Below are 24,562 nucleotides of genomic sequence, written 5' to 3'. Positions count from 1 at the left end.
CGCACAGGAGAACGCCCCGCCTCAACAAAAGTAAGGATCAACAGAGCATTGCATCTATTACCTGTGGAAGATTAGATTGACCCCCATGACCCAGGCCCCGGCATCACCACCATCCAGTCGTCGACGGCACGACCGCGAGATCATCGCCCTCGCCGTCCCCGCCTTCGGCGCGCTTGTCGCCGAGCCGCTCTTCGTGATGGTCGACAGCGCCATCGTCGGCCATCTCGGCACCCCGCAGCTGGCCGGCCTGGCCGTCGCCGCCGCACTGCTGACCACCGCCGTCAGCATCTTCGTCTTCCTCGCATACGCCACCACCGCGGCCGTGGCACGGCGGATCGGCGCGGGTGATCCGGCCGCCGCCATCCGGCAGGGCATGGACGGCATCTGGCTGGCCCTCCTGCTGGGCGTGGCCGTCATCGCCGCCGTGCTCCCGGCCGCCCCCTGGCTCGTGGACGTCTTCGGCGCCTCCGACACTGCGGCGCCCTACGCCACCACATATCTGAGGATCTCCAGCCTCGGCATCCCGGCCATGCTCGTGGTGATGGCCGCGACCGGCGTGCTCCGCGGCCTGCAGGACACCAGGACCCCGCTGTACGTCGCCATCGGGGGCTTCACCGCCAATGGGGCCCTCAACGTGGGACTGGTCTACGGCGCCGGGCTCGGGATCGCCGGATCCGCCTGGGGAACCGTGATCGCCCAGGTCTCGATGGCCACCGCCTACCTGATCGTGGTGGTGCGAGGAGCACGGAAGCACGGCGCCTCGCTGCGTCCCGACGCCGCGGGCATCAGAGCCAGCGCCCAGGCGGGCGTTCCGCTGCTGGTCCGTACACTCTCGCTCCGTGCCGTGCTGATGATCGCCACAGCCGTCGCCGCGCGCCTCGGCGACACCGAGATCGCCGCGCACCAGGTCATCCTCTCCCTCTGGAGCCTGATGGCCTTCGCCCTCGACGCCATCGCCATCGCGGGACAGGCCATCATCGGCCGTTACCTGGGAGCCGACGACACCAAGGGAGCACGCGAGGCATGCCGCCGGATGGTGCAGTGGGGCATCGTCTCCGGGGCGGTGTTCGGGGTGCTGATCATCCTCGCCCGGCCGCTGTTCGTTCCCCTGTTCACCAGCGACCGGGCCGTACAGGACACCCTGCTTCCGGCGCTCCTCGTGGTGGCGCTGTCCCAGCCGATCGCCGGTGTGGTGTTCGTCCTGGACGGCGTGCTGATGGGAGCGGGGGACGGCCCCTATCTGGCCTGGGCCATGCTCGTCACGCTCGCGGTCTTCGCCCCGGTCGCACTGCTGATTCCGGTGTTCGGTGGCGGTCTGACCGCACTGTGGTGGGCCATGACACTCATGATGGCCGTCCGCCTGGTGACGCTCTGGCTGCGCACCCGGTCGGGCCGGTGGATCGTCACCGGGGCCACGCGCTGACCCGGGCTCCATGTCCGTGTTTCACGTGAAACGACGGTTTCACGTGAAACACGACCCCATGGACCGGTCCGCGGCCTGTGTTCCTCCGCCTTCGAGAAGCCCCCGAACATCCGGAAAACCACCGGCAACGGAAACGGCGAAGGGCCGTACCCCGAGGGGTACGGCCCTTCAACTGCTCCGAGGAGCCGTGCCTCAGGCGGCAACGACCTCGATGCCGAGGTTCGCAGCGACCTCGGGGTGCAGACGCACGGACACCTGGTGTCCGCCGAGCGTCTTGATCGGCGAGCCGAGCTCGACACGACGCTTGTCGACGTCGGGGCCACCCGCGTCCTTGATCGCCGAGGCGATGTCGGCCGGGGTCACGGAGCCGAAGAGGCGGCCGGCGTCGCCGGAGCGAACAGCCAGACGGACCTTGACGGCCTCGAGCTTGGCCTTGATCTCGTTGGCCTGCTCGATCGTGGCGATCTCGTGGATCTTGCGGGCGCGGCGGATCTGCGCCACGTCCTTCTCGCCACCCTTGGTCCAGCGGATGGCGAAGCCACGCGGGACCAGGTAGTTACGGGCGTACCCGTCCTTGACGTCGACGACGTCGCCCGCAGCACCGAGGCCGGAGACCTCGTGGGTGAGGATGATCTTCATGATTCGGTCACCCTTCCCTTATCGCGCGGTGGACGTGTAGGGCAGCAGCGCCATCTCACGGCTGTTCTTGACGGCCGTGGCGACGTCACGCTGGTGCTGCGTGCAGTTGCCGGTCACGCGGCGGGCACGGATCTTGCCGCGGTCGGAAATGAACTTCCGCAGCATGTTCGTGTCCTTGTAGTCCACGTACTGGGTCTTGTCCTTGCAGAACGCGCAGACCTTCTTCTTAGGCTTGCGCACAGGCGGCTTCGCCATGATGTTTCTCCTGTGTGATCAAGAAGTGGGGGTACGAGTCGCCCTAGAAGGGCGGCTCGTCCGAGTAGCCGCCGCCGGAGCCGCCGGAGCTTCCGCCCCAGCCGCCACCCTGCTGGCCCCCGCCCTGCTGACCGCCGGACGGCGCGCTCGTGGCCCACGGGTCGTCGGCGGGAGCGCCGCCGCCACCCTGCTGGCCACCGCCACCGGGACCGCCGCCCCAGTTGCCGCCGCCCTGCTGGCCTCCGCCGTATCCACCCTGGCCACCGCGACCGGTGGTCTTGGTGACCTTGGCCGTGGCGTTCTTGAGGCTGGGGCCGACTTCCTCGACGTCCAGCTCGTAGACCGTGCGCTTGACGCCCTCGCGGTCCTCGTACGACCGCTGCTTCAGCCGGCCCTGCACGACGACGCGCATGCCTCGCTGGAGCGACTCGGCGACGTTCTCCGCCGCCTGCCGCCAGACCGAGCAGGTGAGGAACAGGCCTTCGCCGTCCTTCCACTCATTGGTCTGCCGGTCGAAGATGCGGGGAGTGGACGCGACGCGGAACTTCGCGACCGCCGCACCGGACGGGGTGAAGCGCAGCTCGGGGTCGTCGACGAGATTGCCGACGACCGTGATGACGGTCTCGCCTGCCATGGATGAACCTCTCGGCGGGGATTGCTTCTGGCTGCTTGCTACTCGAACCCGATGACCTCTGAGCTAGATGCTCAGTGGATCTCGGGACGGAGGACCTTGGTCCGGAGGACCGACTCGTTCAGGTTCATCTGGCGGTCGAGCTCCTTGACGACCGCAGGCTCGGCCTGCAGGTCGATGACCGAGTAGATGCCCTCGGGCTTCTTCTTGATCTCGTAAGCGAGACGACGACGGCCCCAGGTGTCGACCTTCTCGACCTTTCCGTTGCCCTCACGGACGACGGAGAGGAAGTTCTCGATCAGCGGGGAGACAGCGCGCTCCTCGAGATCGGGGTCGAGGATGACCATCACCTCGTAGTGACGCATGTGGAACCCACCTCCTTTGGACTCAGCGGCCACGGTCGTTCCGTGGCAGGAGGGTCGTGATGCGTGAGCACCAGTGTCCCCGAGCAGAACAGCCGCCACTGTCAGCGCCCTCGATCACGAGGTAGTCGACGTGCTGGCCTGGGCAGACACCGGTGCAGACCGTACAGAGTACCCGCACAACCGCTTCCGGTTGAAATCCGGTGGTCAGGAGACGCAATCTGGACACATCGGGTGTGAGCGGCGCCACGAAGCGCCGCCTTTCGGCCAGGAGGTGCTCCATGGCACAGGCAATACGACCCCGCCCCGCCGTCTCGCTCTTCGCCACCGACGGCAAACCCCATCCGCTCCAGGACACCCTGGTCGTCGTGACCCTGGTCCTGGGGGCGCTCGCCTTCGTGACGGCGATGTTCCACCACCTGCATCTGATCAGTTCCTGGGCAGGGCTCATCGGCATCCTCACGGGCGCCTACGGGCAGTACATCTCGGCGACCACGCGGGAGAGGTTCCCGCTGATCATCGGTATCGGCGCCTCCGCCATCGGCTTCTTCCTGGGCATGGCCCACGGCGGCCTCTTCGGCGGCCTGGTGGGCTGAGGGGCGACGGGCCCCGGCGACGGGGTCGGGTTCGTCACGACAGCCGCGGGAGCCACAACCGACACCTGGGCCGGTGCGGGGTCCCTCTTCGGGCCCCGCACCGCTCCCTGCGCGGGTTCCGGCGCCCCGCGCCCCGCCGGTGGCGGAGCGAAAAGGCCGCATAGGGCCGGACGGCACGCTTCACGGTCGCAGTAGGCTTCGGCGCGAGAGCCGGAGCCCCTGACCCATGGGGACACACCTGCCAAGGAGCGCCCCGCATGAGCCTGACCCTGAGGACCATCAGCCGAGAGCAGCATCTGGCGTACATCCAGAGTCTGCCCGCGGCGAGTCACATGCAGGTTCCGGCGTGGGCGGACGTGAAGGCCGAGTGGCGTTCGGAGAGCCTCGGCTGGTTCAGCAAGGAGGGGCAGCTGGTCGGCGTCGGCCTGGTGCTCTACCGGCAGCTCCCCAAGATCAAGCGGTACCTCGCCTATCTGCCCGAGGGCCCGGTCATCGACTGGTTCGCCCCGAACCTGGACGACTGGCTCCGTCCGATGCTGGCGCACCTCAAGCAGCAGGGCGCCTTCTCCGTGAAGATGGGCCCGCCCGTCGTCATCCGCCGCTGGGACGCGGCCGCGATCAAGTCGGGCATCCAGGACCCCGAGGTGAAGCGGCTGCGCGACGTCAAGGCCACCCACATCGAGCCCCAGGCCTTCGAGGTGGCGGACAGGCTGCGGAAGATGGGCTGGCAGCAGGGCGAGGACGGCGGCGCCGGCTTCGGTGACGTGCAGCCCCGCTACATCTTCCAGGTGCCGCTGGCGAACCGGTCGCTCGAAGACGTCCACAAGGGCTTCAACCAGCTGTGGCGCCGCAACATCAAGAAGGCCGAGAAGGCCGGCGTCGAGGTCGTCCAGGGCGGTTACGGGGAGCTCGCCGAGTGGCAGCGGCTCTACGAGATCACGGCGGAGCGCGACCGCTTCCGGCCGCGTCCGCTGGCCTACTTCCAGCGCATGTGGACGACCCTCAACAACGAGGACCCCAACCGGATGCGGCTGTACTTCGCCCGTCACGAGGGCGAGAACGTCGCCGCCGCGACGATGCTGATCGTCGGCGGGCACGTCTGGTACTCCTACGGGGCCTCCGCCAACCACAAGCGCGAGGTCCGCCCCTCGAACGCGATGCAGTGGCGGATGCTGCGCGACGCGTACGCCATGGGCGCCACCGTCTACGACCTGCGCGGCATCTCCGACTCCCTGGACGAGACCGACCACCTCTTCGGCCTCATCCAGTTCAAGGTGGGCACCGGCGGGCAGGCCGCCGAGTACCTCGGCGAGTGGGACTTCCCGCTCAACAAGCTGCTCCACAAGGCGCTCGACATCTACATGTCCCGCCGCTGACCCCCGTCGCCCCGCTGACGAAACCGGTTTCGTTCGTTTCAATGGGCATCGCGACAGTTCTTTCACCGACAGACCCTCCAGCGACCACCGCGGGCGGCCCCCGGGCAGGCTCCGCGCACCGCTGACACATCGCAGCCACCAGAAAGGTTCCGGACCGGCCATGGCGCTCTCCCTCTACGTCGACACCGCGCGCTGGCGGGCGCACCAGAAATCCGTCCTCGACCAGTTCCCCGGCCTCATCCCGGTCTGCAAGGGCAACGGATACGGCTTCGGGCACGAGCGGCTGGCCGACGAGGCCATCCGTTTCGGCTCCGACATGCTCGCCGTCGGCACCACCTACGAGGCCGCCCGCGTCAAGGACTGGTTCAGCGGCGACCTCCTGGTCCTCACCCCGTTCCGCCGGGGCGAGGAACCGGTGCCGCTGCCCGACCGCGTCATCCGGTCCGTCTCCTCCGTGGACGGCGTGCACGCCCTGGTGGGCGCGCGGGTCGTCATCGAGTGCATGAGCTCGATGAAGCGCCACGGCGTCAAGGAGGAGGAGCTCGGGCAGCTGCACGCCGCCATTGAGGACGTACGGCTCGAGGGCTTCGCCCTGCACCTCCCGCTGGACCGCACGGACGGCTCGGACGCGGTCGAGGAGGTCATCGCCTGGATGGACCGGCTGCGCGCGGCCCGGCTGCCGCTGCACACCATGTTCGTCAGCCATCTGCGCGCCGAGGAGCTGGGCCGGCTCCAGCAGCAGTTCCCGCAGACCCGTTTCCGCGCCCGCATCGGCACCCGGCTGTGGCTCGGCGACCACGAGGCGACGGAGTACCGGGGTTCCGTCCTGGACGTCACGCGCGTCGCCAAGGGGGACCGCTTCGGCTACCGCCAGCAGAAGGCCGCCTCGGACGGCTGGCTGGTGGTCGTCGCCGGCGGCACGTCGCACGGGGTGGGCCTGGAGGCCCCGAAGGCCCTGCACGGCGTGATGCCGCGGGCCAAGGGCGTCGCCCGCGCGGGCCTGGCCACCGTCAACCGCAACCTGTCGCCGTTCGTCTGGGCGGGCAAGCAGCGCTGGTTCGCCGAGCCGCCGCACATGCAGGTGTCGATCCTGTTCGTCCCGGCGGACGCCCAGGAGCCGAAGGTGGGCGACGAGCTGGTGGCCCACCTGCGCCACACCACCACCCAGTTCGACCGCCTGGTCGACCGCTGACGAAGGCACCGGCCCCGGGGACCGACGTTCCCCCGGGGCCGGTCCGTCCTCAGTCCGCGGCCGGTCCCCGCGCCGCGCCCCACTCCACCCTCGGTGCTTCGGCCTCGGGGTGTGCGTGCCGCGACGGCCGGGCCGCCCGGCCCAGTACGAACACGTCCGGAGCCCCGTCGAGGACCCCGCCGGACGGGTCGTCCGACCCGTCGAGCCGTACGACGTCCCGCTCCGGCACGAGAATGTCCCGCACGACGACGGCGCAGAGGTACAGCGTGCCCAGCAGGTGCAGGGCGATCGCCAGCTGATACCCCTCCGTGGGCAGCCCCTGGTGCTTGTCGCCGCTCGTCGTGTACGCGAGGTACATCCAGATCCCCAGGAAGTACATGACCTCGCACGCCTGCCAGATCAGGAAATCGCGCCAGCGCGGCCTGGCCAGGGCCGCCAGGGGGATCAGCCACAGCACGTACTGCGGCGAGTAGACCTTGTTGACGAGGATGAACGCCGCGACGACGAGGAAGGCGAGCTGCGCGAAGCGCGGCCTGCGCGGTGCCATCAGGGTCAGCGCCCCGACGCCCGCGCACAGCAGGACCGTCACCAGGGTCGAGACGGTGTTGACGGTCGACACCTCGATGCTCTCACCGGTGCGCTGCGTGATGATCAGCCAGAAGGAACCGAAGTCGATGCCCCGTTCCTCGCTGAACGTGTAGAACTTCTTCCACCCCTCGGGCGCGAAGGCCATCACCGGCAGGTTCACCACCAGCCAGGCCACAGCCGCCCCGAGCGTGGCCGTGCCGAACTCCCGCCATTTGCCCGCCCGCCAGCACAGGACGAACACCGGCCCCAGCAGGAACACGGGATAGAGCTTGGCGGCCGTGGCGAGCCCGATGAGGACACCGAACGCCAGGGCCCGGCCCCGGGACCACATGAGCATCCCCGCGGCCGTCAGCGCGATGGCCAGCAGGTCCCAGTTGATCGTGGCGGTGAGCGCGAAGGCCGGGGCGAGCGCGACCAGCAGCGCGTCCCAGGGGCGGCGCCGGTGCGTGCGGGCGACGCAGACGGCGATGACCACGGCACAGACCATCAGCATGCCCGCGTTGACCATCCAGTACATCTGCTCGCGGTACTGGATCGACCCGCCCGGCGTCAGCCACGACGCGACCTGCATGAACACCCCCGTCAGCACGGGGTACTCCAGGTACTGCATGTCGCCGGGCAGCCGGTCGAAGTACGGCACGAGGCCGTCGGAGAAGCCGCGGGCCACGTAGAGGTGCGGGATGTCCGAGTAGCAGGCGTGGGTGTACTGCGAGCCCGCTCCCCTGAACCAGGCCCAGTTGTAGCAGGGCAGCTTCTGCACCATGCCCAGCGCGAACATCCCGAGGGCCACCAGCGCGACGACGGCCACGGGTGTGAGCGTCGTGCCGCCGAGTCTCGCCCAGTACCCCGACCGTCCGCCGATCAGCTCGCTGCCGGCCTCGGCGATCTCGTCCTCGTGCGTGGGCCGTACGACGGACTGCTCCTGCGGCTGGTGCACACTCGTGTCTTCTGCGCTCGGCATGCCGCTCATACTGCCGTACGGGCCCGTGGAAACGACGAGGGCCGCCGCACCACGTGGTGCGGCGGCCCTCGCTGCCGATCGGCCCTGCGGCCCCGACGGACGTTATCCGGCCGGTCCGGCGATGAATCCGCCGTTCGCCCCGTTTCCGCCGTTTCCGTTGCCGCCGTTGTTGCCACCGCCACCGGTCGGTGGCGAGGGCGACGTGGTCGGGAAGCCACCGATGTCGCCCGAGTCCCCACCGTTCGCACCGCTGTTGGTACCGCCGTTGTTGTGCTGGCAGTCCCAGTCCCACGTCCCGCAGCTGCCGGTCGGGTTGGGCGGCGACGGGGTCGTGCTCGCCGGAGGCGTCTCGGTCTCCGTCTCGGTCGGCGTGGGCGTCACTTCCTTGGTGGGCGTCGGCTTGGGGCTCTGCGCGCCGCCGCCGTAGACCTTGTCGCCGATCTCTCCCGGCTCGGGGAAGGCGATGACCTTCTTCCCCTTCATCGCGCCGACCATGTAGTCGTGCCAGATCTGCGCCGGGAACGAGGCACCGTGGATCGTCCGCTCGCCACCCGTGCCGTACATCTTCTCGAACGCGCGGTTCTTGTTGTTCGCGTCGTCGTCGAGCCGGTACATGCTGATGGCCGTGGACAGCTGCGGCGTGTAACCGACGAACCAGGCGGACTTGTTGTCGTCCGTCGTACCCGTCTTGCCCGCCACTTCCCGGCCGGGGAGCTGCGCGGGGGTACCCGTCCCCTTGTCGACGACGTTCTTCAGGACGTCGGTGACGTTGTCGGCGATCGCGGGGTCGAAAGCGCTCTTGGTGACCTCCTTGTGCTGGTAGATCACCGAGCCCCCGTGCTTCACCTCGGTGACCGAGTAGGGCTCGCGCTGCTTGCCGCTGGCCGCGAAGGTCGCGTACGAGCCGGCCATGCGGATCGCGCTGGGCGAGGACGTACCGATGGAGAACGACGGCACGTGCGAATCCGCCATCTGGTCGTCGTCCCTGAGCCCCGCGGCCATGGCGACGTCCTTCACCTTGTCGGTGCCGACGTCCATGCCGAGCTGCACGTACGGGGAGTTGGCGGACCACTGCATGGCCTCGCGGAGGGTGATGTTGCCCCTCGACTCATGGCCGTCGTTGGCCTGCAGCCACTCCTTGCCGTTCTCGTCGGTCCAGATCTCACCGTTGTACTTCTTGATCTTCAGCAGGTCGTCGGCGTTGTAGATGCTGAGCGGCGAGACCTTCGTGCGCTGCGAATCGTCCTGCTCCTCGCCGAGCGAGGGATCGCGCTTGCCGTACTGCATCGCCGCCGCGAGCACGAAGGGCTTGAAGGTCGACCCGACCTGCGCACCGGTCGGATCGGCGTTGTTGGTGAAGTGCTTGGTCGCGTCCTGGCCGCCGTAGATCGCCACGATGGCCCCGGTCTTGGGATCCACCGACCCGCCGCCGAACTGGACGTGGGTGTCCGTCTTGGGGCGTTCCTTCGGCTTGATCTTGCTGTCGTAGACCTTCTGGACCGCTTCTTCGAGCTGCTCGACCTTCTTCTTGTTGAAGGTGGTGTGGATCTCGTAGCCGCCCTGGGCCAGCATGTCCGCCGTAATGCCCCGGTCGTTGTTGTTGAGGAAGGACTTCTTGGCGAGGTCGACCAGGTAACCGACCTGACCGCCCAGCTGGGCGTCCTTCTGCGGCGGCTTGGGCATCGGGAACTCGGTGTACTTGTCGCGCTCCGCCTTCGAGAGGCGGCCGTCCTTCACCTCTTCGTCGAGGATCCACTTCCAGCGCTTCTTGGCCCGCTCGGTGTTCAGCTCCTTGGTCGCCTGCTTGGGATCGACATCGGGAGCGCCCGCCGGGTCGTAGTAGGACGCACCCTTGAGCAGCGTCGCCAGGAACGCGCACTGGCTCGGGTCCAGGTCTATCGCGTCCTTGCCGTAGTACGTACGGGCCGCCGCCTGGAGCCCCGAAGCGCCTCGCCCGTAGTACGAGACATTCAGGTAGTCCCTGATGATCTCGCTCTTCTTCATGTCATTGCTGACCTTGAGCGTGATGAAGAGTTCCTGGAACTTCCGGCTCAGGGTCTGTTCCTGGGACAGACGCGAGTTCTTCACGTACTGCTGGGTGATCGTGGAACCACCCTGCGTCTCGCCCCCGGTGGCCATGTTGAACAGGGCTCGGGCGATGCCCATGGGGTCGATGCCCCGGTCGTGCTCGAAGGTCTTGTTCTCGGCCGAGATGACGGCGTCCCGCATCGCCTTGGGGATCTGGTCGTAGCTGATGATCTGGCGGTTGACCTCACCACCCGTGGCGACCATCTGTGTGTTGTCGTCCCAGTAGTAGACGTTGTTCTGCGCCTTCGCGGCCTCGTTCACCTTGGGCTTGTCGACCATCGCGTAGGCGAGACCGGCCAGGCCCATGAGCAGGCCGAGGAAGCTGATGCAGAGGCCGGAGACCAGCTTCCAGGACGGAACCCAGCGCCGGAAGCCGTCCTTGTCGGCGCGGGGGTAGTCGATGAAGCGTTTCTTGCTCGGACGCCGGGCGCCACGGCCCCGCCCCCGACCCGGCTCCTCGTGCCCTCCTCCGCCGCCACCGCGGCGACGGCCACCGCCTCCGCGGCCCGCCCCGCCGCCCTCGGCGGCACGACGGCTCCCACCGCCCCGCTGGGCGGCGCGTCTGGCCTCGGCGCGTCCGCCGTACGAATCAGAAGGTGTTTCAGACGTCACTCCATGTGACGGAGCTGCGCGGCGTCCTGCGGAACGCGGGGCTGCTCGTCTGGCCGCGGCACGCCCGCCACCCTGTGGCTGCGGCGCTTTGCGACGGTGCTCGCTCATCGAACGACTACTCCTCGGGCAGGCGAGAGCGCCTGGAAGCGGCAGTTGAGATCCGGTCCCCCCGAATGACGGACCGGCCCGGTGACGGGCCCGCCCGCAGTGCGTCCGGCTAGTCCGCGAAAACTGACGCGCGGGGGCGTCACGCGGTTCCCGGTGGTCTGCATGCCGCACAGACTACGCACGGTCAAAACCCACCTAGGGCCGAACTTCACCTCAAACAACGCAAGTCGGTGCCTACGAATTCGCGATGTGACGCCGTTCACGATGACCCCTCTTGTCGCAACGCTGTCACCGATCTATCGTCGTGATGTATCGAGTCGATACATCAGCTCGGTACATCAGCCCGGCACAGGGTTCCGCGGGACCGCTTCGGAGGTTCCCCGGAAGCACTCGGAGAACGAGGAGGCGAAGTTGAGCAGGCGCTCCGGCATCCTCGAATTCGCCGTTCTCGGTCTGCTCCGCGAATCCCCGATGCACGGGTACGAGCTGCGTAAACGCCTCAACACCTCATTGGGGATCTTCCGCGCCTTCAGCTACGGCACTCTCTATCCCTGCCTCAAGACGCTGGTCGCCAACGGCTGGTTGATCGAGGAACCGGGTAATGCTCCCGCCGACCTCCCGCCCACCACCGGCCGTGCGGCCGCTCCCGCCTCCTCACTGGCCGGACGCCGCGCGAAGATCGTCTACCGGCTGACGGCGGAAGGTAAGGAGCACTTCGAGGAGCTGCTCTCGCACACCGGTCCCGACTCCTGGGAGGACGAGCACTTCGCGGCCCGTTTCGCCTTCTTCGGCCAGACGGAGCGCGAGGTGCGGATGCGTGTGCTGGAGGGCCGGCGCAGCCGGCTGGAGGAACGCCTGGAGAAGATGCGGGCCTCCTTGGCCCGCACTCGCGAGCGCCTCGACGACTACACGCTTGAGCTGCAGCGACACGGCATGGAATCCGTGGAGCGCGAAGTGCGCTGGCTGAACGAGCTCATCGAGAGCGAGCGGTCGGGACGGGATCAGCGACGGTCCTCGCCCGGGAGCGAAGCTCAGCAGAACACAGCAGGAGAGACGGGCGGCCTGCCCCGGCGCCGGGGTGACTCCCCGCCGGATCCGTCCGACGACACCGCAAAGTGAGGCCCCCGCAGATCCGCGGGGCTTCATAGGGAACATCCAAAACACACAGGGAGCAACCGGAATGGGTTCGGTTCGCGTAGCCATCGTCGGCGTGGGCAACTGCGCCGCCTCGCTGGTCCAGGGCGTCGAGTACTACAAGGACGCCGATCCGGCCGGCAAGGTGCCCGGCCTGATGCACGTCCAGTTCGGCGACTACCACGTGCGTGACGTCGAGTTCGTCGCCGCCTTCGACGTCGACGCGAAGAAGGTCGGTCTCGACCTCGCGGACGCCATCGGTGCCAGCGAGAACAACACCATCAAGCTCTGCGACGTGCCGACCTCCGGCGTCACCGTCCAGCGCGGCCACACCCACGACGGTCTCGGCAAGTACTACCGCCAGACGATCGAGGAGTCCTCCGAGGCCCCGGTCGACATCGTCCAGGTCCTCAAGGACCGCGAGGTCGACGTCCTCATCTGCTACCTGCCGGTCGGCTCCGAGGTCGCTGCGAAGTTCTACGCGCAGTGCGCCATCGACGCCAAGGTCGCGTTCGTCAACGCCCTCCCGGTCTTCATCGCCGGCACCAAGGAGTGGGCGGACAAGTTCACCGAGGCCGGTGTCCCGATCGTCGGTGACGACATCAAGTCGCAGGTCGGCGCCACCATCACGCACCGTGTGATGGCGAAGCTCTTCGAGGACCGGGGCGTCATCCTGGACCGCACGATGCAGCTGAACGTCGGCGGCAACATGGACTTCAAGAACATGCTCGAGCGCGAGCGCCTGGAGTCCAAGAAGATCTCCAAGACGCAGGCCGTCACCTCCCAGATCCGGGACCGTGAGCTCGGCGAGAACAACGTCCACATCGGCCCGTCGGACTACGTCGCCTGGCTGGACGACCGCAAGTGGGCCTACGTGCGTCTTGAGGGCCGCGCCTTCGGTGACGTTCCGCTGAACCTGGAGTACAAGCTCGAGGTCTGGGACTCCCCGAACTCCGCCGGTGTCATCATCGACGCCCTTCGCGCCGCGAAGATCGCCAAGGACCGCGGCATCGGTGGCCCGATCCTCTCCGCTTCCTCGTACTTCATGAAGTCCCCGCCGGTCCAGTACTTCGACGACGAGGCCCGCGAGAACGTCGAGAAGTTCATCCGCGGCGAGGTCGCCAACTGACGCGACCGGACACGGTACGTCGGCGCGACCCGGCGAGGAGCGGCAACGCTCCCGCCCCTCCGCATCGTCGAGGGCCCCTGGGCAATCCGCCCGGGGGCCCTCGACGTATGTGACTCTTGATCGCATGGCCGTCGTCGGTGATCTGCGCGTTCTCCTGCGTCTTCGGAACTTCCGTCGTCTGCTCGCCGTACGACTCCTCTCCCAGTCCGCCGACGGTGTCTACCAGGTGGCGCTGGCGGCACACGTCGTCTTCTCCCCGGAGAAACAAACCTCGGCCGGTGCCATCGCCTCGGCAATGGCCGTTCTGCTGCTGCCGTACTCGCTCATCGGCCCTTTCGCCGGCGTCCTGCTGGACCGCTGGTCGCGCCGTCAGGTCTTCCTGTACGGGAATCTGCTGCGCGCCGCACTCGCCTGCTGCACCGCGCTCCTGATCCTCGGCTCCGCGCCCGAATGGCTCTTCTACACCTCGGCCCTGTGCGTCACCGCGGTGAACCGCTTCGTACTGGCCGGCCTCTCAGCAGCACTGCCACGCGTGGTCGACGACGAGCGGCTGGTGCTGGCCAACTCGCTCTCGCCCACCGCCGGTACGCTCGCCGCCACGGCCGGCGGTGGTCTCGCCTTCGTCGTGCGACTGCTGGTCTCGGACTCCGACGCCGCGGTGGTGCTGCTGGCAGCGCTGCTCTACCTCTCCTCGGCGCTGGCCTCCCTGACTCTCGGCATCCGGCTGCTCGGACCGGACCAGGAGGGACACCGTGCCCGCCTGGGAACGGCCCTGGCAATCACCGCACGGGGCCTCGTCGACGGTCTGCGTCACCTGGCGGAGCGGAAGCCGGCCGCTCGGGCGCTGGCCGCCATGGCCGTGATCCGCTTCTGCTACGGAGCCCTGACCGTGACGGTGCTGATGCTCTGCCGGTACGCCTGGGCCGATACCGACTCCGAGGGCCTGGCCCTTCTCGGACTGGCGGTGGGTGCCTCCGGTGCGGGGTTCTTCGTGGCAGCCGTGCTGTCGCCCTGGGCGGTGGGCCGGTTCGGACGGTTCGGCTGGACAGCGGTGTGCGCGGCGACGGCCGCCGTCCTCGAACCCGTGCTGGGGCTGTGGTTCGTCCCCGCTCCGATGCTCGTCGCTGCGTTCGTTCTCGGACTGGTCACCCAGGGCGCGAAGATCTCGACGGACACGGTGGTGCAGACCTCGGTGGACGACTCCTACCGCGGCCGGGTCTTCTCCCTCTACGACGTGCTGTTCAACGTCGCCTTCGTGGGGGCCGCCGCGGTCGCCGCCGTGACGCTGCCGCCCGACGGACGGTCGTCCGTGGTGGTGATCGGAGTGGCCGTCCTCTACGCGGCCGTCGCCGCGACCATGTTCCGGTGGAGCCGCGCCGCCAGTACGTCACTCCGAGCCTCGGGGCAGGAGTGAGGCGAGGTCGATGTTTCACGTGAAACATCGACCTCGCCGAACGGAAGTCCGGGCCGGACACTCGACACCTGGATCCAGGCCCGGGCATGCGGAGTCCTGATCGCGAGCTCAACAGGCTCAGGGGAGCGGAACCAAAAGTGCGGTCATGTTTCACGTGAAACATGACCGCACGTCGCCCCCTCGTCACCCCGGCCCGGAGGCCCGGAGCCTTCAGCCCTGCGCGGCCCACCACTCCTTGAGCTTCCCGACCGCGGCCTCGCGCCCCATCGGCCCGTGCTCCAGTCGCAGCTCCAGCAGGAACGCGTACGCCTTGCCGATCACCGGCCCGGGGCCGATGCCCAGGATCTTCATGATCTCGTTGCCGTCCAGGTCGGGGCGGATGGCATCCAGCTCCTCCTGTTCCTGCAACTGGGCAATGCGCTCCTCAAGACCGTCATAGGTCCGCGAGAGGGCGGCGGCCTTGCGCTTGTTCCGCGTGGTGCAGTCCGAGCGGGTCAGCTTGTGCAGCCGGTCCAGCAGGGGGCCCGCGTCGCGCACATACCGCCGGACCGCGGAGTCGGTCCATTCGCCGTCTCCGTAGCCGTGGAAGCGCAGATGGAGCTCCACCAGCTTCGAGACGTCCTTGACCATGTCGTTGGAGTACTTGAGCGCCGTCATCCGCTTCTTGACCATCTTGGCGCCCACCACCTCGTGATGGTGGAACGAGACGCGGCCGTCCTTCTCGAAGCGTCGCGTCCTCGGCTTGCCGATGTCATGGAGGAGAGCGGCCAGGCGCAGGGTCAGGTCGGGGCCGTCCTTCTCCAGGCCGATCGCCTGCTCCAGAACGGTCAGCGAGTGCTCGTAGACGTCCTTGTGACGGTGATGCTCGTCACTCTCCAGACGCAGCATGGGGAGCTCCGGCAGCACCTGCTGCGCCAGCCCCGTGTCGACGAGCAGCGCGAGCCCCTTGCGGGGGTGGGCGGAGAGCAGGAGCTTGTTGAGCTCCTCCCTGACCCGCTCGGCGGAGACGATCTCGATGCGCCCGGCCATCTCCGTCATCGCGGTGACGACGTCCGGAGCGACGTCGAAGTCCAGCTGGGCGGCGAAACGGGCGGCGCGCAGCATGCGCAGCGGATCGTCGGAGAACGACTCCTCGGGCGTTCCCGGGGTTCGCAGGACGCGCTCCGCCAGGTCCTCCAGACCGCCGTGGGGGTCGATGAAGTGCTTCTGCGGGAGCGCGACGGCCATCGCGTTGACCGTGAAGTCTCGGCGGACGAGGTCGGCCTCGATGGAGTCGCCGTAGGACACCTCGGGCTTGCGCGAGGTCCTGTCGTACGCCTCCGACCTGTAGGTGGTGACCTCGATCTGGTAGCCGTCCTTCTGGGCGCCCACCGTGCCGAAGGCGATCCCGACCTCCCACACCGAGTCGGCCCACGGCCGGACGATCTTCAGCACGGCCTCGGGGCGGGCGTCGGTCGTGAAGTCCAGGTCGTTCCCGAGCCGGCCGAGGAGTGCGTCCCGGACCGAACCGCCGACCAGGGCCAGACTGAAGCCGGCGTCCTGGAAACGGCGGGCGAGGTCGTCGGCGACCGGGGAGACCCGCAGCAGTTCGCTGACTGCGCGGTGCTGCACCTGGGTCAGGGCACGGGAGCTGTCTTCATTGGCGTTCGGCACAACAGAAAAGGGTACGTGCCCGGACCGGCCCGGTCGTCCTGGTTTCGTCACACCCCGCGGGCTCTTCCCGATCTTGTAGCGCACTCCCCGGCCACGGGCACCCGCGCACATCGTTACCATGCGTGGACGCAGCAACCGACAACCATCGACACCAGCCGACGACGACGAGGGACGGGTAAGCGCGTGGCCGAGCCGGCAGACATCCAGGGGATCGGTACCTCTCCTGCCCGCCGGTGGTTGCGGCGCACCGCGGCCCTGATGATCGGCGCGCCGCTCGTCGCGGCGCTGCTGGCCGGTCCGGCCGCGCCCGCGGCTCGGGCGGGCGAGATCGGCAAGGCCCCCACCGGCTCCCGGACGGTCGACGTGTCCCTGGACGGCGTGGCCCCGAGCGCCCCGGTCAAGGGGGACACCCTGACCGTCTCCGGCACCGTGACCAACCGGGGCAAGGAGACGATCACCGGGGCCACGGTCGATCTGCGGGTGGGTTCGAAGCTCCCCAGCAGGACGGCGATCGACGCCGCCGCCAAGCGCACCGACTTCGTGCTCGGCAGCGACCCCGCCCCGCTCGGCGGCAAGTACACGGTGAAGTTCGCGAAGCTCCCCTCCGGCATCAGCCAGGACTTCACGCTGTCCGTCCCGGTCGGCAAGCTGGGGCTCGGCGACGACGGCGTCTACCAGCTCGGCGTCTCGCTGTCGGGGCAGACCTCCCGGGTCCCGTACGACCAGGTGCTGGGGATCGAGCGGACCTTCCTGCCCTGGCAGGAGGAGGAGCGCGACTCCAGGACCAAGGTCACCTACCTCTGGCCGCTCATCGCGTCGGCCCACGTCACCGCCGAGACGGACACGGACGACCAGCGGACCCCCGTCTTCGCGGACGACAGCCTGGCCACCGAACTGGCTCCGGGCGGGCGCCTCGAACAGCTGGTCTCCCTGGGCAGCCGACTGCCGGTGACCTGGGTGATCGACCCGGACCTGCTGGCCAGCGCCGACGCAATGGCGGGGGACTACCGCGTCAAGTCCGGTGACACCACCGTCGCCGGGAAGAACCAGGCCGTCGCCAAGAAGTGGCTCACCTCCCTCGAAGCCGCCGTGGCGGACGGAAAGGTCGTCGCGCTGCCGTTCGCCGATCCCGACCTGGCGTCCATCGCGCACCGCGGCAAGAACGTCTCGGGCACCCTCAGCCACCTCCAGAGGGCCACGGAGGCGGCGGCGAAGACGGTGCAGACCGTTCTCCACGTGAAACCGTCGACCGACTTCGCCTGGCCCGTCGACGGTGCGATCGACCCGTCGATCGTCGATGTCGCCACCTCGGCCGGCGCCCACAAGGTGATCGCCCGCAGCGACAGCCTCCAGGAGACGGGCAACCTGGCCTACACCCCGACCGCCGCCCGGCCCATCGGTGGCGGCACCACCGCGGTCGTCGCCGACGCCCGGCTCTCCACGGCCTTCCAGGGCGACATGTCGAAGGCGGAGGACTCCACCCTCGCCGTGCAGAAGTTCCTCGCGCTGACCCTCGCGCTGGCCGAGCAGGACACCGACGCGGAGCGGAGCATCGTCGTCGCCCCGCAGCGGACGCCCACGGTCGCCCAGGCGCAGTCGATGGCCCGCGCCCTGCACGGACTCGACGACGAGCGCTGGACGCAGCCGCTCGGGCTCGTGGAAGCGGCCGGGGCGAAGCCCGACGCCGACGCCACGACGAGCGTCCCCCGGGCCTCCAAGTACCCGAAGAGGCTCCGCAGCCAGGAGCTGCCCACCCAGGCCTTCCAGGACATCAAGTCCACCCAGGTCTCGCTGGACAACTTCCAGGTCATCCTCACCCAGCCCGAGCGGGTCGTGACCCCCTTCGGCAACGCGCTCAACCGCTCCATGTCGACGTCGTGGCGCGGTCGGCCGCTCGAGGCCCAGCAGTACCGGGACTCGGTCCGCACCTATCTGCAGGGCCTCGTCAACGAGGTCCAGCTCATCTCGAAGTCGGACGTCACCCTGTCCGGCCGCAGCGCCACCATCCCGGTGACCGTGCAGAACCGGCTGCTGCAGGGCGTGGACCACCTGGTCCTCCGGCTGAAGTCGGAGAACGCCACCCGCCTCAAGCTGAACGACGGCGGAGCCGTGGCGGAACAGCCGATCCGCATCGGCCCCGGCCACAGCCAGTCCGTGAAGTTCGACGCCGCGGCCAACATCAACGGCCAGGTACGGATGACGGCGCAGCTCTACACGGAGGACGGCACACCGTACGGCGAGGAGATGACCTTCACCGTGAAGGTCTCCGAGCTCACCCCGACCGTGCTGCTGGTCATCGCCGGAGGGCTGCTGCTCCTGGTCCTCGCGGGCGTCAGGATGTACACCCAGCGCAAGCGCGTCAACGCGGGCGGCCCGGCCGACGGCGGCGGTGGCGAACCCGAGCAGCCGAGTGACCCGACGCCGGACACCGGTCCGGAAAGCGGGGAGCCTTCGGCCCCGGGTGAGAAAGTGGAACGTTGAGCGATGTCTGTCGTGGCCGGTCGGCCGGGGACGATGAGGTGGGGTTTCGATGAACGCGCCGTACGACGGTGACCGCGGTCAGGGTGCGGGCGGAGCCGGGTCCTCCGGCGGGCCTCCGATGCCCCAGGGCCCCGGCCAGGTTCCGCCGACGCCCGACCCGTACCTCCAGGACGCCTACGACCGCGACCCCTACCGCGCCCAGGACCTGACCGTCCAGGACCCGGTGACCGAGGCCCTGTACGACCGCGCCGCGCACCCGCCGCCGCCCCCTGGCACCTACCAGCAGCCCCATCCGCTCTACCAGCAGCCGCCTGCGGCGCAGTACCCGCCCGACCCGCGCATCTGGGCGCAGACCCCGCCCCCCGAGCCCGACGGCCCGTCGCGGCACCTGCCGTACGGCGACAACGCGGCGACCACCCAGTTCGTCGGGGTGGACGACCTCGTCAGCCAGGCGTCCCGGGACGAGGAGCAGCCCGACGCCTTCGCGCACCTTTTCCGGGACCAGGAGGGCCCGTCCGGCGCGGCGCCCGCCTCCCCGGCACCCGAACCGGCCCCGGCGGCCGCTCCGCCGAAGTCCGGCGGCCGGGTCTCCGGGCTGCTGAAGTCCAGCGCCCTGATGGCGGCCGGCACTCTGGTGTCCCGCCTGACGGGGTTCGTCCGCAGCCTCGTGATCACCGCCGCGCTCGGCGCGGCCCTGCTCGGCGACAGCTTCACCATCGCGTACACCCTGCCCACGATGATCTACATCCTCACCGTGGGCGGCGGCCTCAACTCGGTCTTCGTGCCCCAGCTCGTCCGCTCCATGAAGGACGACGAGGACGGTGGCGAGGCCTACGCCAACCGGCTGCTGACCCTCGTGATGGTCGCGCTCGGCGTGATCGTCGCGATCGCGGTCTTCGCCGCCCCGTGGCTGATCCACATGATGTCGCCGACGATCGCCCAGGACGCGGCGGCCAACAGCGTCGCCGTGACCTTCGCCCGGTACTGCCTGCCGACCATCTTCTTCATGGGCGTGCACGTCGTGATGGGCCAGATCCTCAACGCCCGCGGCAAGTTCGGCGCGATGATGTGGACCCCGGTCCTCAACAACATCGTCATGATCTTCACGTTCGGCATGTTCATCTGGGTCTACGGCACGTCCGCCGAGTCCCGGATGGGCGTCGAGACGATTCCGGCGGAGGGGGTCCGGCTCCTCGGCATCGGCACGCTGCTCGGCCTCGTCGTGCAGGCCCTGGCCATGATCCCGTACCTGCGCGAGGCGGGCTTCCGTTTCCGTCCGCGCTTCGACTGGAAGGGACACGGGCTCGGCAAGACGATCAAGCTGGCCAAGTGGACCGTCCTGTTCGTCCTGGCGAACCAGGCAGGTGTAATCGTCGTCACCCAGCTCGCGACCTCGGCGGGCAAGCTGTCCGGCAAGGACGGCGCCGGCTTCCTCGGTTACTCCAACGCCCAGCTCATCTGGGGCATGCCGCAGGCGATCATCACCGTGTCCGTCATGGCGGCCCTGCTGCCCCGCATCTCCCGCGCCGCCCACGACAACGACCCGGGTGCCGTCCGGGACGACATCTCGCAGGGCCTGCGGAACTCGGCCGTCGCGATCGTGCCGGTGGCCTTCATGTTCCTCGCCCTCGGCCTGCCGATGTGCACCCTGATGTACTCCTCCGCCGGAACCGAGGCGGCCCGGTCGATGGGCTACATCCTCATGGCCTTCGGCCTCGGCCTGATCCCGTACTCCGTGCAGTACGTGGTACTGCGCGGCTTCTACGCCTACGAGGACACCCGCACCCCCTTCTACAACACGGTCATCGTCGCCGCGGTCAACGCCGCCGCGTCGGCCCTCTGCTACGTGGTGCTGCCCGCCGAGTGGGCCGTGGTCGGCATGGCCGCCTCGTACGGACTCGCCTATGCCGTCGGTGTGGGCATCGCCTGGCGGCGGCTGCGCAACCGCCTGGGCGGGGACCTGGACGGAGCCCATGTCGTACGCACCTACGCCCGGCTGTGCATGGCCGCCGTCCCGGCGGCGGTGCTCGGCGGAGGCGTGGGCTTCGCCGTGCTCCTGGGCCTGGGCGAAGGTGCCTTCGGTTCGCTCGTCGCGCTGATCTGCGGCGGGGCCGTCCTGCTGGGTGTCTTCTTCGTCGCCGCCAAGCGCATGCGGATCGAGGAGATCAACGGCATGGTCGGCATGGTTCGAGGACGTCTCGGACGCTGACGTCCACCGGCCGCACAACCATCCCCGCCTCTTGCGTGTCGTGCATAGCGCCGGAGTGTGGGCACAATTGGCGTGACTGTGCAGAGCTGGCTGGCATCGCGCAACGGATGGGGAGGCAGGAACGACGGTGGCGGAACGTAGCACGGCTGCCGTCGACGTGGCCGACAACAGCGGCGACAAGCCGCTGACCGCCAAGGCGGACGAGGCCACGACCGACGGGACGGCAGAAGCTCAGGACAAGACGAGCTCGGAGCCACAGGGGACGGACGGCGAGCGCATCGGCTCCAGGCCCACCCTGCCGACCCCTGATCTGCACAGCGGCCACAAACTTGCCAGACGCTACCGGCTCGAGGAATGCGTCACCCGTCTGGACGGATTCAGCAGCTGGCGGGCCGTGGACGAGAAACTGCGCCGCGCGGTGGGCGTCCATCTGCTCCCCGCCGATCACCCCCGCGCCCGTTCCGTGCTGGCTGCGGCCCGGTCCTCCGCCCTGCTCGGCGACCCGCGCTTCGTGCAGGTGCTCGACGCGGTGGAGGAGGACGACCTCGTCTACGTCGTCCACGAATGGCTCCCCGACGCCACCGAGCTCACCTCCCTGCTGGCCTCGGGACCGATGGACGCGCACGACGCGTACCAGCTCGTCAGCCAGGTCTCCCAGGCCATGGCCGCCGCGCACCGGGAAGGGCTCGCGCATCTGCGGCTCACCCCGGGTGCGGTGCTGCGCAGCTCGACCGGGCAGTACCGGATCCGCGGTCTCGCGGTGAACGCCGCCCTGCGGGGCATCACCTCCGAGGGCCCGCAGCGTGCGGACACCGAGGCGATCGGCGCCCTTCTCTACGCCGCGCTGACCCAGCGCTGGCCGTACGAGAACGACGCGTACGGTCTGACGGGGCTCCCCAAGGGAGTGGGGCTGATCGCCCCCGACCAGGTGCGGGCCGGTGTCCACCGCGGCCTTTCCGAGATCGCCATGCGCGCTCTGGCCAATGACGGCGCCACCGCCTCCCGGCAGGAACAGCCGTGCACCACGCCGGACGAGCTGGCCAAGGCCGTGGCCGCGATGCCCCGCATCCGTCCGCCGGAGCCCGCCTTCACGGCACCGCCCGAGTACCAGCGCACGACCTACCAGCAGGGCTCCTACGGCCGCCCGCCGAGCGGGCCCGTTCCCACGCAGCCCGTGGTCGCCGTGCCGCCGCCCCCGCTCCAGAGCCGCACCGGCAAGGTCCTCAAGTGGGCCGTGTCCGCGCTGCTCATCGTCGCGCTGGGCCTCGGCAGCTGGCAGCTCGCCGAGACGCTCATCGACCGTCTCAAGGGCTCGGAGCCCGAAGAGACCACGCAGACCACTCCGAAGGACGGCGACGACAAGGCACCGGCCCCGCTCAAGCCGCTGCGGATCACCGGTGCGACGGAGTTCATGCCCAGCGGCTCGGGCATCAAGCAGGAGGACGCGCCGAAGACCATCGACGGCGACGCGAGCACCGCCTGGGTCACCCACCGCTATCAGGGATACCCGAACTTCGGCAATCTCGCGCCCCGCAAGGACGGCAGCGGCATAGTCGTCGATCTGGGCAGCGTCCAGGACGTCTCCGGCCTCGAGATCGGCATGTACCGCAGCGGACAGAAGATCGAGGTTCTCGCGGCCGGTACGGATGCCTCCGCCCCGTCGTCGCTCTCGGACTTCCCACAGCGCCTCACAGATCTCGAAACGACGGGCAACGAGCTGAAGAAGACCTTGGACAAGCCCGTACGGACCCGCTACGTCCTGATCCATGTCACCGAGCTCCCGGCGGACGGAACGGGCGGCTACCGGGGCGGGATCTCGGAGATCTCCGTACTCAACTGACGAAGAGGCCGGTGGGGGGTGCCCCACCGGCCTCCCGCACGTCCGACGCCCGCATCGGACGGCGGTCCCACGCCCCCTGCCCCGTCCGCTCGAAATCGTGATAGACAGACGCACCGCGACATGGAGAAAAGGGAGGGAGGGGGAGGTGGCCGCCGAGCCGTCGGAACCACTCAGCGACTCAGACCTCCTCGCTCGCCATGTGGCCGGTGACCCCGATGCCTTCGGCGAGATCGTCAGACGCCACCGCGACCGGCTCTGGGCCGTGGCACTGCGCACCCTGGGCGACCGCGAGGAAGCCGCCGACGCCGTCCAGGACGCCCTCGTCTCCGCATTCCGGGCCGCCCACACCTTCCGCGGCCAGTCCGCCGTCACCACCTGGCTGCACCGCATCACCGTCAACGCCTGCCTCGACCGGGTCCGCAAGGCAGCCACCCGGAAAACCGCGCCCATCGACGACACCGAACGGTTCGAGCAACTCCTCGAACCGCATGAATCCGCGGAGGCCCCCGCGGAGCGCCAGGACCTCCACCGCGAGCTGCTGGCCGCGCTCGCCACTCTTCCCGCCGAGCAACGGGCCGCGCTCGTCCTCGTGGACATGCAGGGCTATCCCGTGGCCGAGGCGGCACGCATCCTCGACGTACCGGCGGGCACCGTGAAGAGCCGCTGTGCACGGGGACGGGCCCGACTGGCCCCCCTCCTTGTCCACCTCCGCAGCGAGAACGCGGAGACCGGTGGATCCGGCGCGGAAAGGAACCGGACGGGGCGCTCATCCGTCCCACCGGCATCGGGGCCGAGTAACGCAGACAGGGGCGATCCCGCTGCAGTAGTGAAGGGCGGAGGTGGACACGCATGACATCAACGACCGACACGACCCGGCATCCGGACGTCACGGAGATCTCCGACCTCACGGAGGGACTGCTCCCGTCGCCGCGCGCGGCAGAGGTCCACCGGCACGTGGAGGGGTGCGAGCCCTGCGGTGAGGTCCACGCCGCTCTCCAGGAGATCCGGGAACTGCTCGGCTCCACGCCCGAGCCCCTGCGCATGCCCGACGATGTCGCGGACCGCATCGACGCCGCGCTTGCCGCCGAAGCAGCTCTCGCGGCCACCGGAGCACCCGACGACTCCGCACATGTTTCACGTGAAACGGAGCTTCTGCCGATACAGAAGTCCGTCACGGCCCCCGACAGTCCCCCGGCCCGCCCGGCGGGCCGTCCCCGCGCGGCCACGGGCCCCGGCCGTCGGCCGGTCCGGCGTCGCCGCCGCGTCGCCGTGCTCGGTGCCGCCCTCGGCGCAGCCATGATCGGGATGAGCGTCTTCATCCTCCAGGGCCTCCAGCCGACCCACGATTCCGCGGGGGTCAGCGCCTCGGACCGCCGGTCCGGCTCCACGGCGAGCAACGAGGACACCTTCTCCGACTCCCCGATCGAAGGCCGGGTACGCACCCTCCTCCTGAACGCCGGCACGAAGCCTTCGGGCCCGGACGGTTTCCACAACGAGAAGCAGGCACCGTCCGTCGGGGCCCAGTCGACCCCCACGGGCGATTCGACTGCGCCGTCCCAGGCGCCGCTGCGAACACCCGCCGTGTCCGTACCGGCCTGTGTGCAGCAGGGCATCGGCCGCAAGACCCCGGCCCTCGCCGCGGAGACCGGGACCTACAAAGGCGCGGACGCCTTCCTCGTCGTCCTTCCGCACCCTTCCGACACCGGCCGTGTGCAGGTGTACGTCGTCGATGCCACCTGCGTCCAGAACTCCACGGACAAGGGCGAGCTCCTGCTGACCCGCACCTACGCGCGCCCCTGAGAAACGCTCCCGGCGCCGCTCCGACACGTCGGGGAATGCATCCCCCGTAGGATCCGTTGGGTGGGGTGAGA

General features: G+C 69.2%; 19 protein-coding genes. 12 read left to right on the top strand and 7 right to left on the bottom strand.

What is annotated here, in order from left to right; all coding sequences use genetic code 11:
• Positions 1-85: 85 nt before the first annotated feature.
• A complete protein-coding gene (locus ABZZ04_RS01015) occupies positions 86-1,423 on the top strand; it encodes an MATE family efflux transporter (protein WP_356930066.1) in 1,338 nt (445 codons plus the stop codon).
• A 192-nt stretch (positions 1,424-1,615) separates the two neighbouring features.
• On the opposite strand, the gene rplI is transcribed toward ABZZ04_RS01015, so the two are convergent.
• The 4 genes from rplI to rpsF all read right to left on the bottom strand — a co-directional run bounded on the left by rplI (position 1,616) and on the right by rpsF (position 3,313).
• Positions 1,616-2,062 carry a 50S ribosomal protein L9 gene (rplI, locus tag ABZZ04_RS01010; protein ID WP_148836976.1) on the bottom strand — a complete coding sequence of 149 codons (447 nt, stop codon included), beginning with the start codon at positions 2,060-2,062 and terminating at the stop codon, positions 1,616-1,618.
• Between the two features lie 18 nt (positions 2,063-2,080).
• Positions 2,081-2,317, bottom strand: a complete 237-nt coding sequence (gene rpsR / locus ABZZ04_RS01005) for a 30S ribosomal protein S18 (RefSeq protein WP_003967857.1) — start codon at positions 2,315-2,317, stop codon at positions 2,081-2,083.
• Between the two features lie 43 nt (positions 2,318-2,360).
• Positions 2,361-2,951, bottom strand: a complete 591-nt coding sequence (locus ABZZ04_RS01000; RefSeq protein WP_148836975.1) for a single-stranded DNA-binding protein — start codon at positions 2,949-2,951, stop codon at positions 2,361-2,363.
• A 71-nt stretch (positions 2,952-3,022) separates the two neighbouring features.
• On the bottom strand, positions 3,023-3,313 hold the full coding sequence (rpsF, locus tag ABZZ04_RS00995; RefSeq protein ID WP_015609864.1) for a 30S ribosomal protein S6: 291 nt from the start codon (positions 3,311-3,313) through the stop codon (positions 3,023-3,025).
• Positions 3,314-3,591: 278 nt separating this feature from the next.
• Between rpsF and ABZZ04_RS00990 the strand changes: the two genes are divergently transcribed.
• The 3 genes from ABZZ04_RS00990 (at position 3,592) to ABZZ04_RS00980 (ending at position 6,474) form a co-directional block, all read left to right on the top strand.
• Positions 3,592-3,906 (top strand): hypothetical protein, encoded by a 315-nt coding sequence (locus ABZZ04_RS00990; RefSeq protein WP_356930065.1) that lies wholly within the window; start codon positions 3,592-3,594, stop codon positions 3,904-3,906.
• A 257-nt stretch (positions 3,907-4,163) separates the two neighbouring features.
• A complete protein-coding gene (locus ABZZ04_RS00985; protein WP_356930064.1) occupies positions 4,164-5,282 on the top strand; it encodes a peptidoglycan bridge formation glycyltransferase FemA/FemB family protein in 1,119 nt (372 codons plus the stop codon).
• 160 nt (positions 5,283-5,442) lie between these two features.
• Positions 5,443-6,474, top strand: a complete 1,032-nt coding sequence (locus ABZZ04_RS00980) for an alanine racemase (protein ID WP_356930063.1) — start codon at positions 5,443-5,445, stop codon at positions 6,472-6,474.
• A gap of 49 nt (positions 6,475-6,523) precedes the next feature.
• On the opposite strand, the gene ABZZ04_RS00975 is transcribed toward ABZZ04_RS00980, so the two are convergent.
• Together ABZZ04_RS00975 and ABZZ04_RS00970 are read right to left on the bottom strand one after the other, a co-directional pair.
• Positions 6,524-8,023, bottom strand: a complete 1,500-nt coding sequence (locus ABZZ04_RS00975) for a glycosyltransferase 87 family protein (RefSeq protein ID WP_356930062.1) — start codon at positions 8,021-8,023, stop codon at positions 6,524-6,526.
• A 102-nt stretch (positions 8,024-8,125) separates the two neighbouring features.
• Positions 8,126-10,831: a transglycosylase domain-containing protein gene (locus ABZZ04_RS00970; protein ID WP_356930061.1), complete on the bottom strand. Its 2,706-nt coding sequence runs from the start codon at positions 10,829-10,831 to the stop codon at positions 8,126-8,128.
• 411 nt (positions 10,832-11,242) lie between these two features.
• Here ABZZ04_RS00970 and ABZZ04_RS00965 point away from each other — a divergent pair, with 411 nt between their 5' ends.
• The 3 genes from ABZZ04_RS00965 to ABZZ04_RS00955 all read left to right on the top strand — a co-directional run bounded on the left by ABZZ04_RS00965 (position 11,243) and on the right by ABZZ04_RS00955 (position 14,508).
• Entirely contained in the window at positions 11,243-11,950 is a 708-nt protein-coding gene (locus ABZZ04_RS00965) for a helix-turn-helix transcriptional regulator (protein WP_356930060.1), read from the top strand.
• Between the two features lie 61 nt (positions 11,951-12,011).
• The gene (locus ABZZ04_RS00960; RefSeq protein WP_356930059.1) at positions 12,012-13,094 is read left to right on the top strand and encodes an inositol-3-phosphate synthase; all 1,083 of its coding nucleotides are present in this window, start codon (positions 12,012-12,014) and stop codon (positions 13,092-13,094) included.
• 124 nt (positions 13,095-13,218) lie between these two features.
• Positions 13,219-14,508, top strand: a complete 1,290-nt coding sequence (locus ABZZ04_RS00955; protein WP_356930058.1) for an MFS transporter — start codon at positions 13,219-13,221, stop codon at positions 14,506-14,508.
• 210 nt (positions 14,509-14,718) lie between these two features.
• Here the strand turns inward: ABZZ04_RS00955 and ABZZ04_RS00950 are convergent, their stop codons facing one another.
• Positions 14,719-16,161, bottom strand: a complete 1,443-nt coding sequence (locus ABZZ04_RS00950) for a CCA tRNA nucleotidyltransferase (RefSeq protein ID WP_356930057.1) — start codon at positions 16,159-16,161, stop codon at positions 14,719-14,721.
• A gap of 183 nt (positions 16,162-16,344) precedes the next feature.
• On the opposite strand from ABZZ04_RS00950, the gene ABZZ04_RS00945 reads away from it, so the two are divergent.
• From ABZZ04_RS00945 to ABZZ04_RS00925, 5 genes are all read left to right on the top strand, one after another.
• A complete protein-coding gene (locus tag ABZZ04_RS00945; RefSeq protein WP_356930056.1) occupies positions 16,345-18,642 on the top strand; it encodes a DUF6049 family protein in 2,298 nt (765 codons plus the stop codon).
• A 49-nt stretch (positions 18,643-18,691) separates the two neighbouring features.
• Positions 18,692-20,851 (top strand): murein biosynthesis integral membrane protein MurJ, encoded by a 2,160-nt coding sequence (gene murJ, locus ABZZ04_RS00940; protein WP_356930055.1) that lies wholly within the window; start codon positions 18,692-18,694, stop codon positions 20,849-20,851.
• A gap of 127 nt (positions 20,852-20,978) precedes the next feature.
• On the top strand, positions 20,979-22,691 hold the full coding sequence (locus ABZZ04_RS00935; protein ID WP_356930054.1) for a protein kinase family protein: 1,713 nt from the start codon (positions 20,979-20,981) through the stop codon (positions 22,689-22,691).
• Between the two features lie 145 nt (positions 22,692-22,836).
• Positions 22,837-23,544 carry an RNA polymerase sigma factor SigM gene (gene sigM / locus ABZZ04_RS00930; RefSeq protein ID WP_356930053.1) on the top strand — a complete coding sequence of 236 codons (708 nt, stop codon included), beginning with the start codon at positions 22,837-22,839 and terminating at the stop codon, positions 23,542-23,544.
• Positions 23,541-24,491 (top strand): hypothetical protein, encoded by a 951-nt coding sequence (locus ABZZ04_RS00925; protein ID WP_356930052.1) that lies wholly within the window; start codon positions 23,541-23,543, stop codon positions 24,489-24,491. Before sigM ends, ABZZ04_RS00925 begins: the two co-directional genes overlap by 4 nt.
• The last annotated feature ends 71 nt before the right edge of the window (positions 24,492-24,562 follow it).

Source organism: Streptomyces sp. NPDC006435, from assembly GCF_040612315.1.
Classification (GTDB): domain Bacteria; phylum Actinomycetota; class Actinomycetes; order Streptomycetales; family Streptomycetaceae; genus Streptomyces.
This window is presented reverse-complemented; position numbering and strand designations above follow the sequence as displayed.

Bases quoted from the DNA above. Each gene is read 5' to 3' on its own strand.
- ABZZ04_RS01015 (WP_356930066.1), top strand. From the start codon at position 86: ATGACCCAGGCCCCGGCATCACCACCATCCAGTCGTCGACGGCACGAC.
- rplI (WP_148836976.1), bottom strand. From the start codon at position 2,062: ATGAAGATCATCCTCACCCACGAGGTCTCCGGCCTCGGTGCTGCGGGC.
- rpsR (WP_003967857.1), bottom strand. From the start codon at position 2,317: ATGGCGAAGCCGCCTGTGCGCAAGCCTAAGAAGAAGGTCTGCGCGTTC.
- ABZZ04_RS01000 (WP_148836975.1), bottom strand. From the start codon at position 2,951: ATGGCAGGCGAGACCGTCATCACGGTCGTCGGCAATCTCGTCGACGAC.
- rpsF (WP_015609864.1), bottom strand. From the start codon at position 3,313: ATGCGTCACTACGAGGTGATGGTCATCCTCGACCCCGATCTCGAGGAG.
- ABZZ04_RS00990 (WP_356930065.1), top strand. From the start codon at position 3,592: ATGGCACAGGCAATACGACCCCGCCCCGCCGTCTCGCTCTTCGCCACC.
- ABZZ04_RS00985 (WP_356930064.1), top strand. From the start codon at position 4,164: ATGAGCCTGACCCTGAGGACCATCAGCCGAGAGCAGCATCTGGCGTAC.
- ABZZ04_RS00980 (WP_356930063.1), top strand. From the start codon at position 5,443: ATGGCGCTCTCCCTCTACGTCGACACCGCGCGCTGGCGGGCGCACCAG.
- ABZZ04_RS00975 (WP_356930062.1), bottom strand. From the start codon at position 8,023: ATGCCGAGCGCAGAAGACACGAGTGTGCACCAGCCGCAGGAGCAGTCC.
- ABZZ04_RS00970 (WP_356930061.1), bottom strand. From the start codon at position 10,831: ATGAGCGAGCACCGTCGCAAAGCGCCGCAGCCACAGGGTGGCGGGCGT.
- ABZZ04_RS00960 (WP_356930059.1), top strand. From the start codon at position 12,012: ATGGGTTCGGTTCGCGTAGCCATCGTCGGCGTGGGCAACTGCGCCGCC.
- ABZZ04_RS00955 (WP_356930058.1), top strand. From the start codon at position 13,219: ATGGCCGTCGTCGGTGATCTGCGCGTTCTCCTGCGTCTTCGGAACTTC.
- murJ (WP_356930055.1), top strand. From the start codon at position 18,692: ATGAACGCGCCGTACGACGGTGACCGCGGTCAGGGTGCGGGCGGAGCC.
- ABZZ04_RS00925 (WP_356930052.1), top strand. From the start codon at position 23,541: ATGACATCAACGACCGACACGACCCGGCATCCGGACGTCACGGAGATC.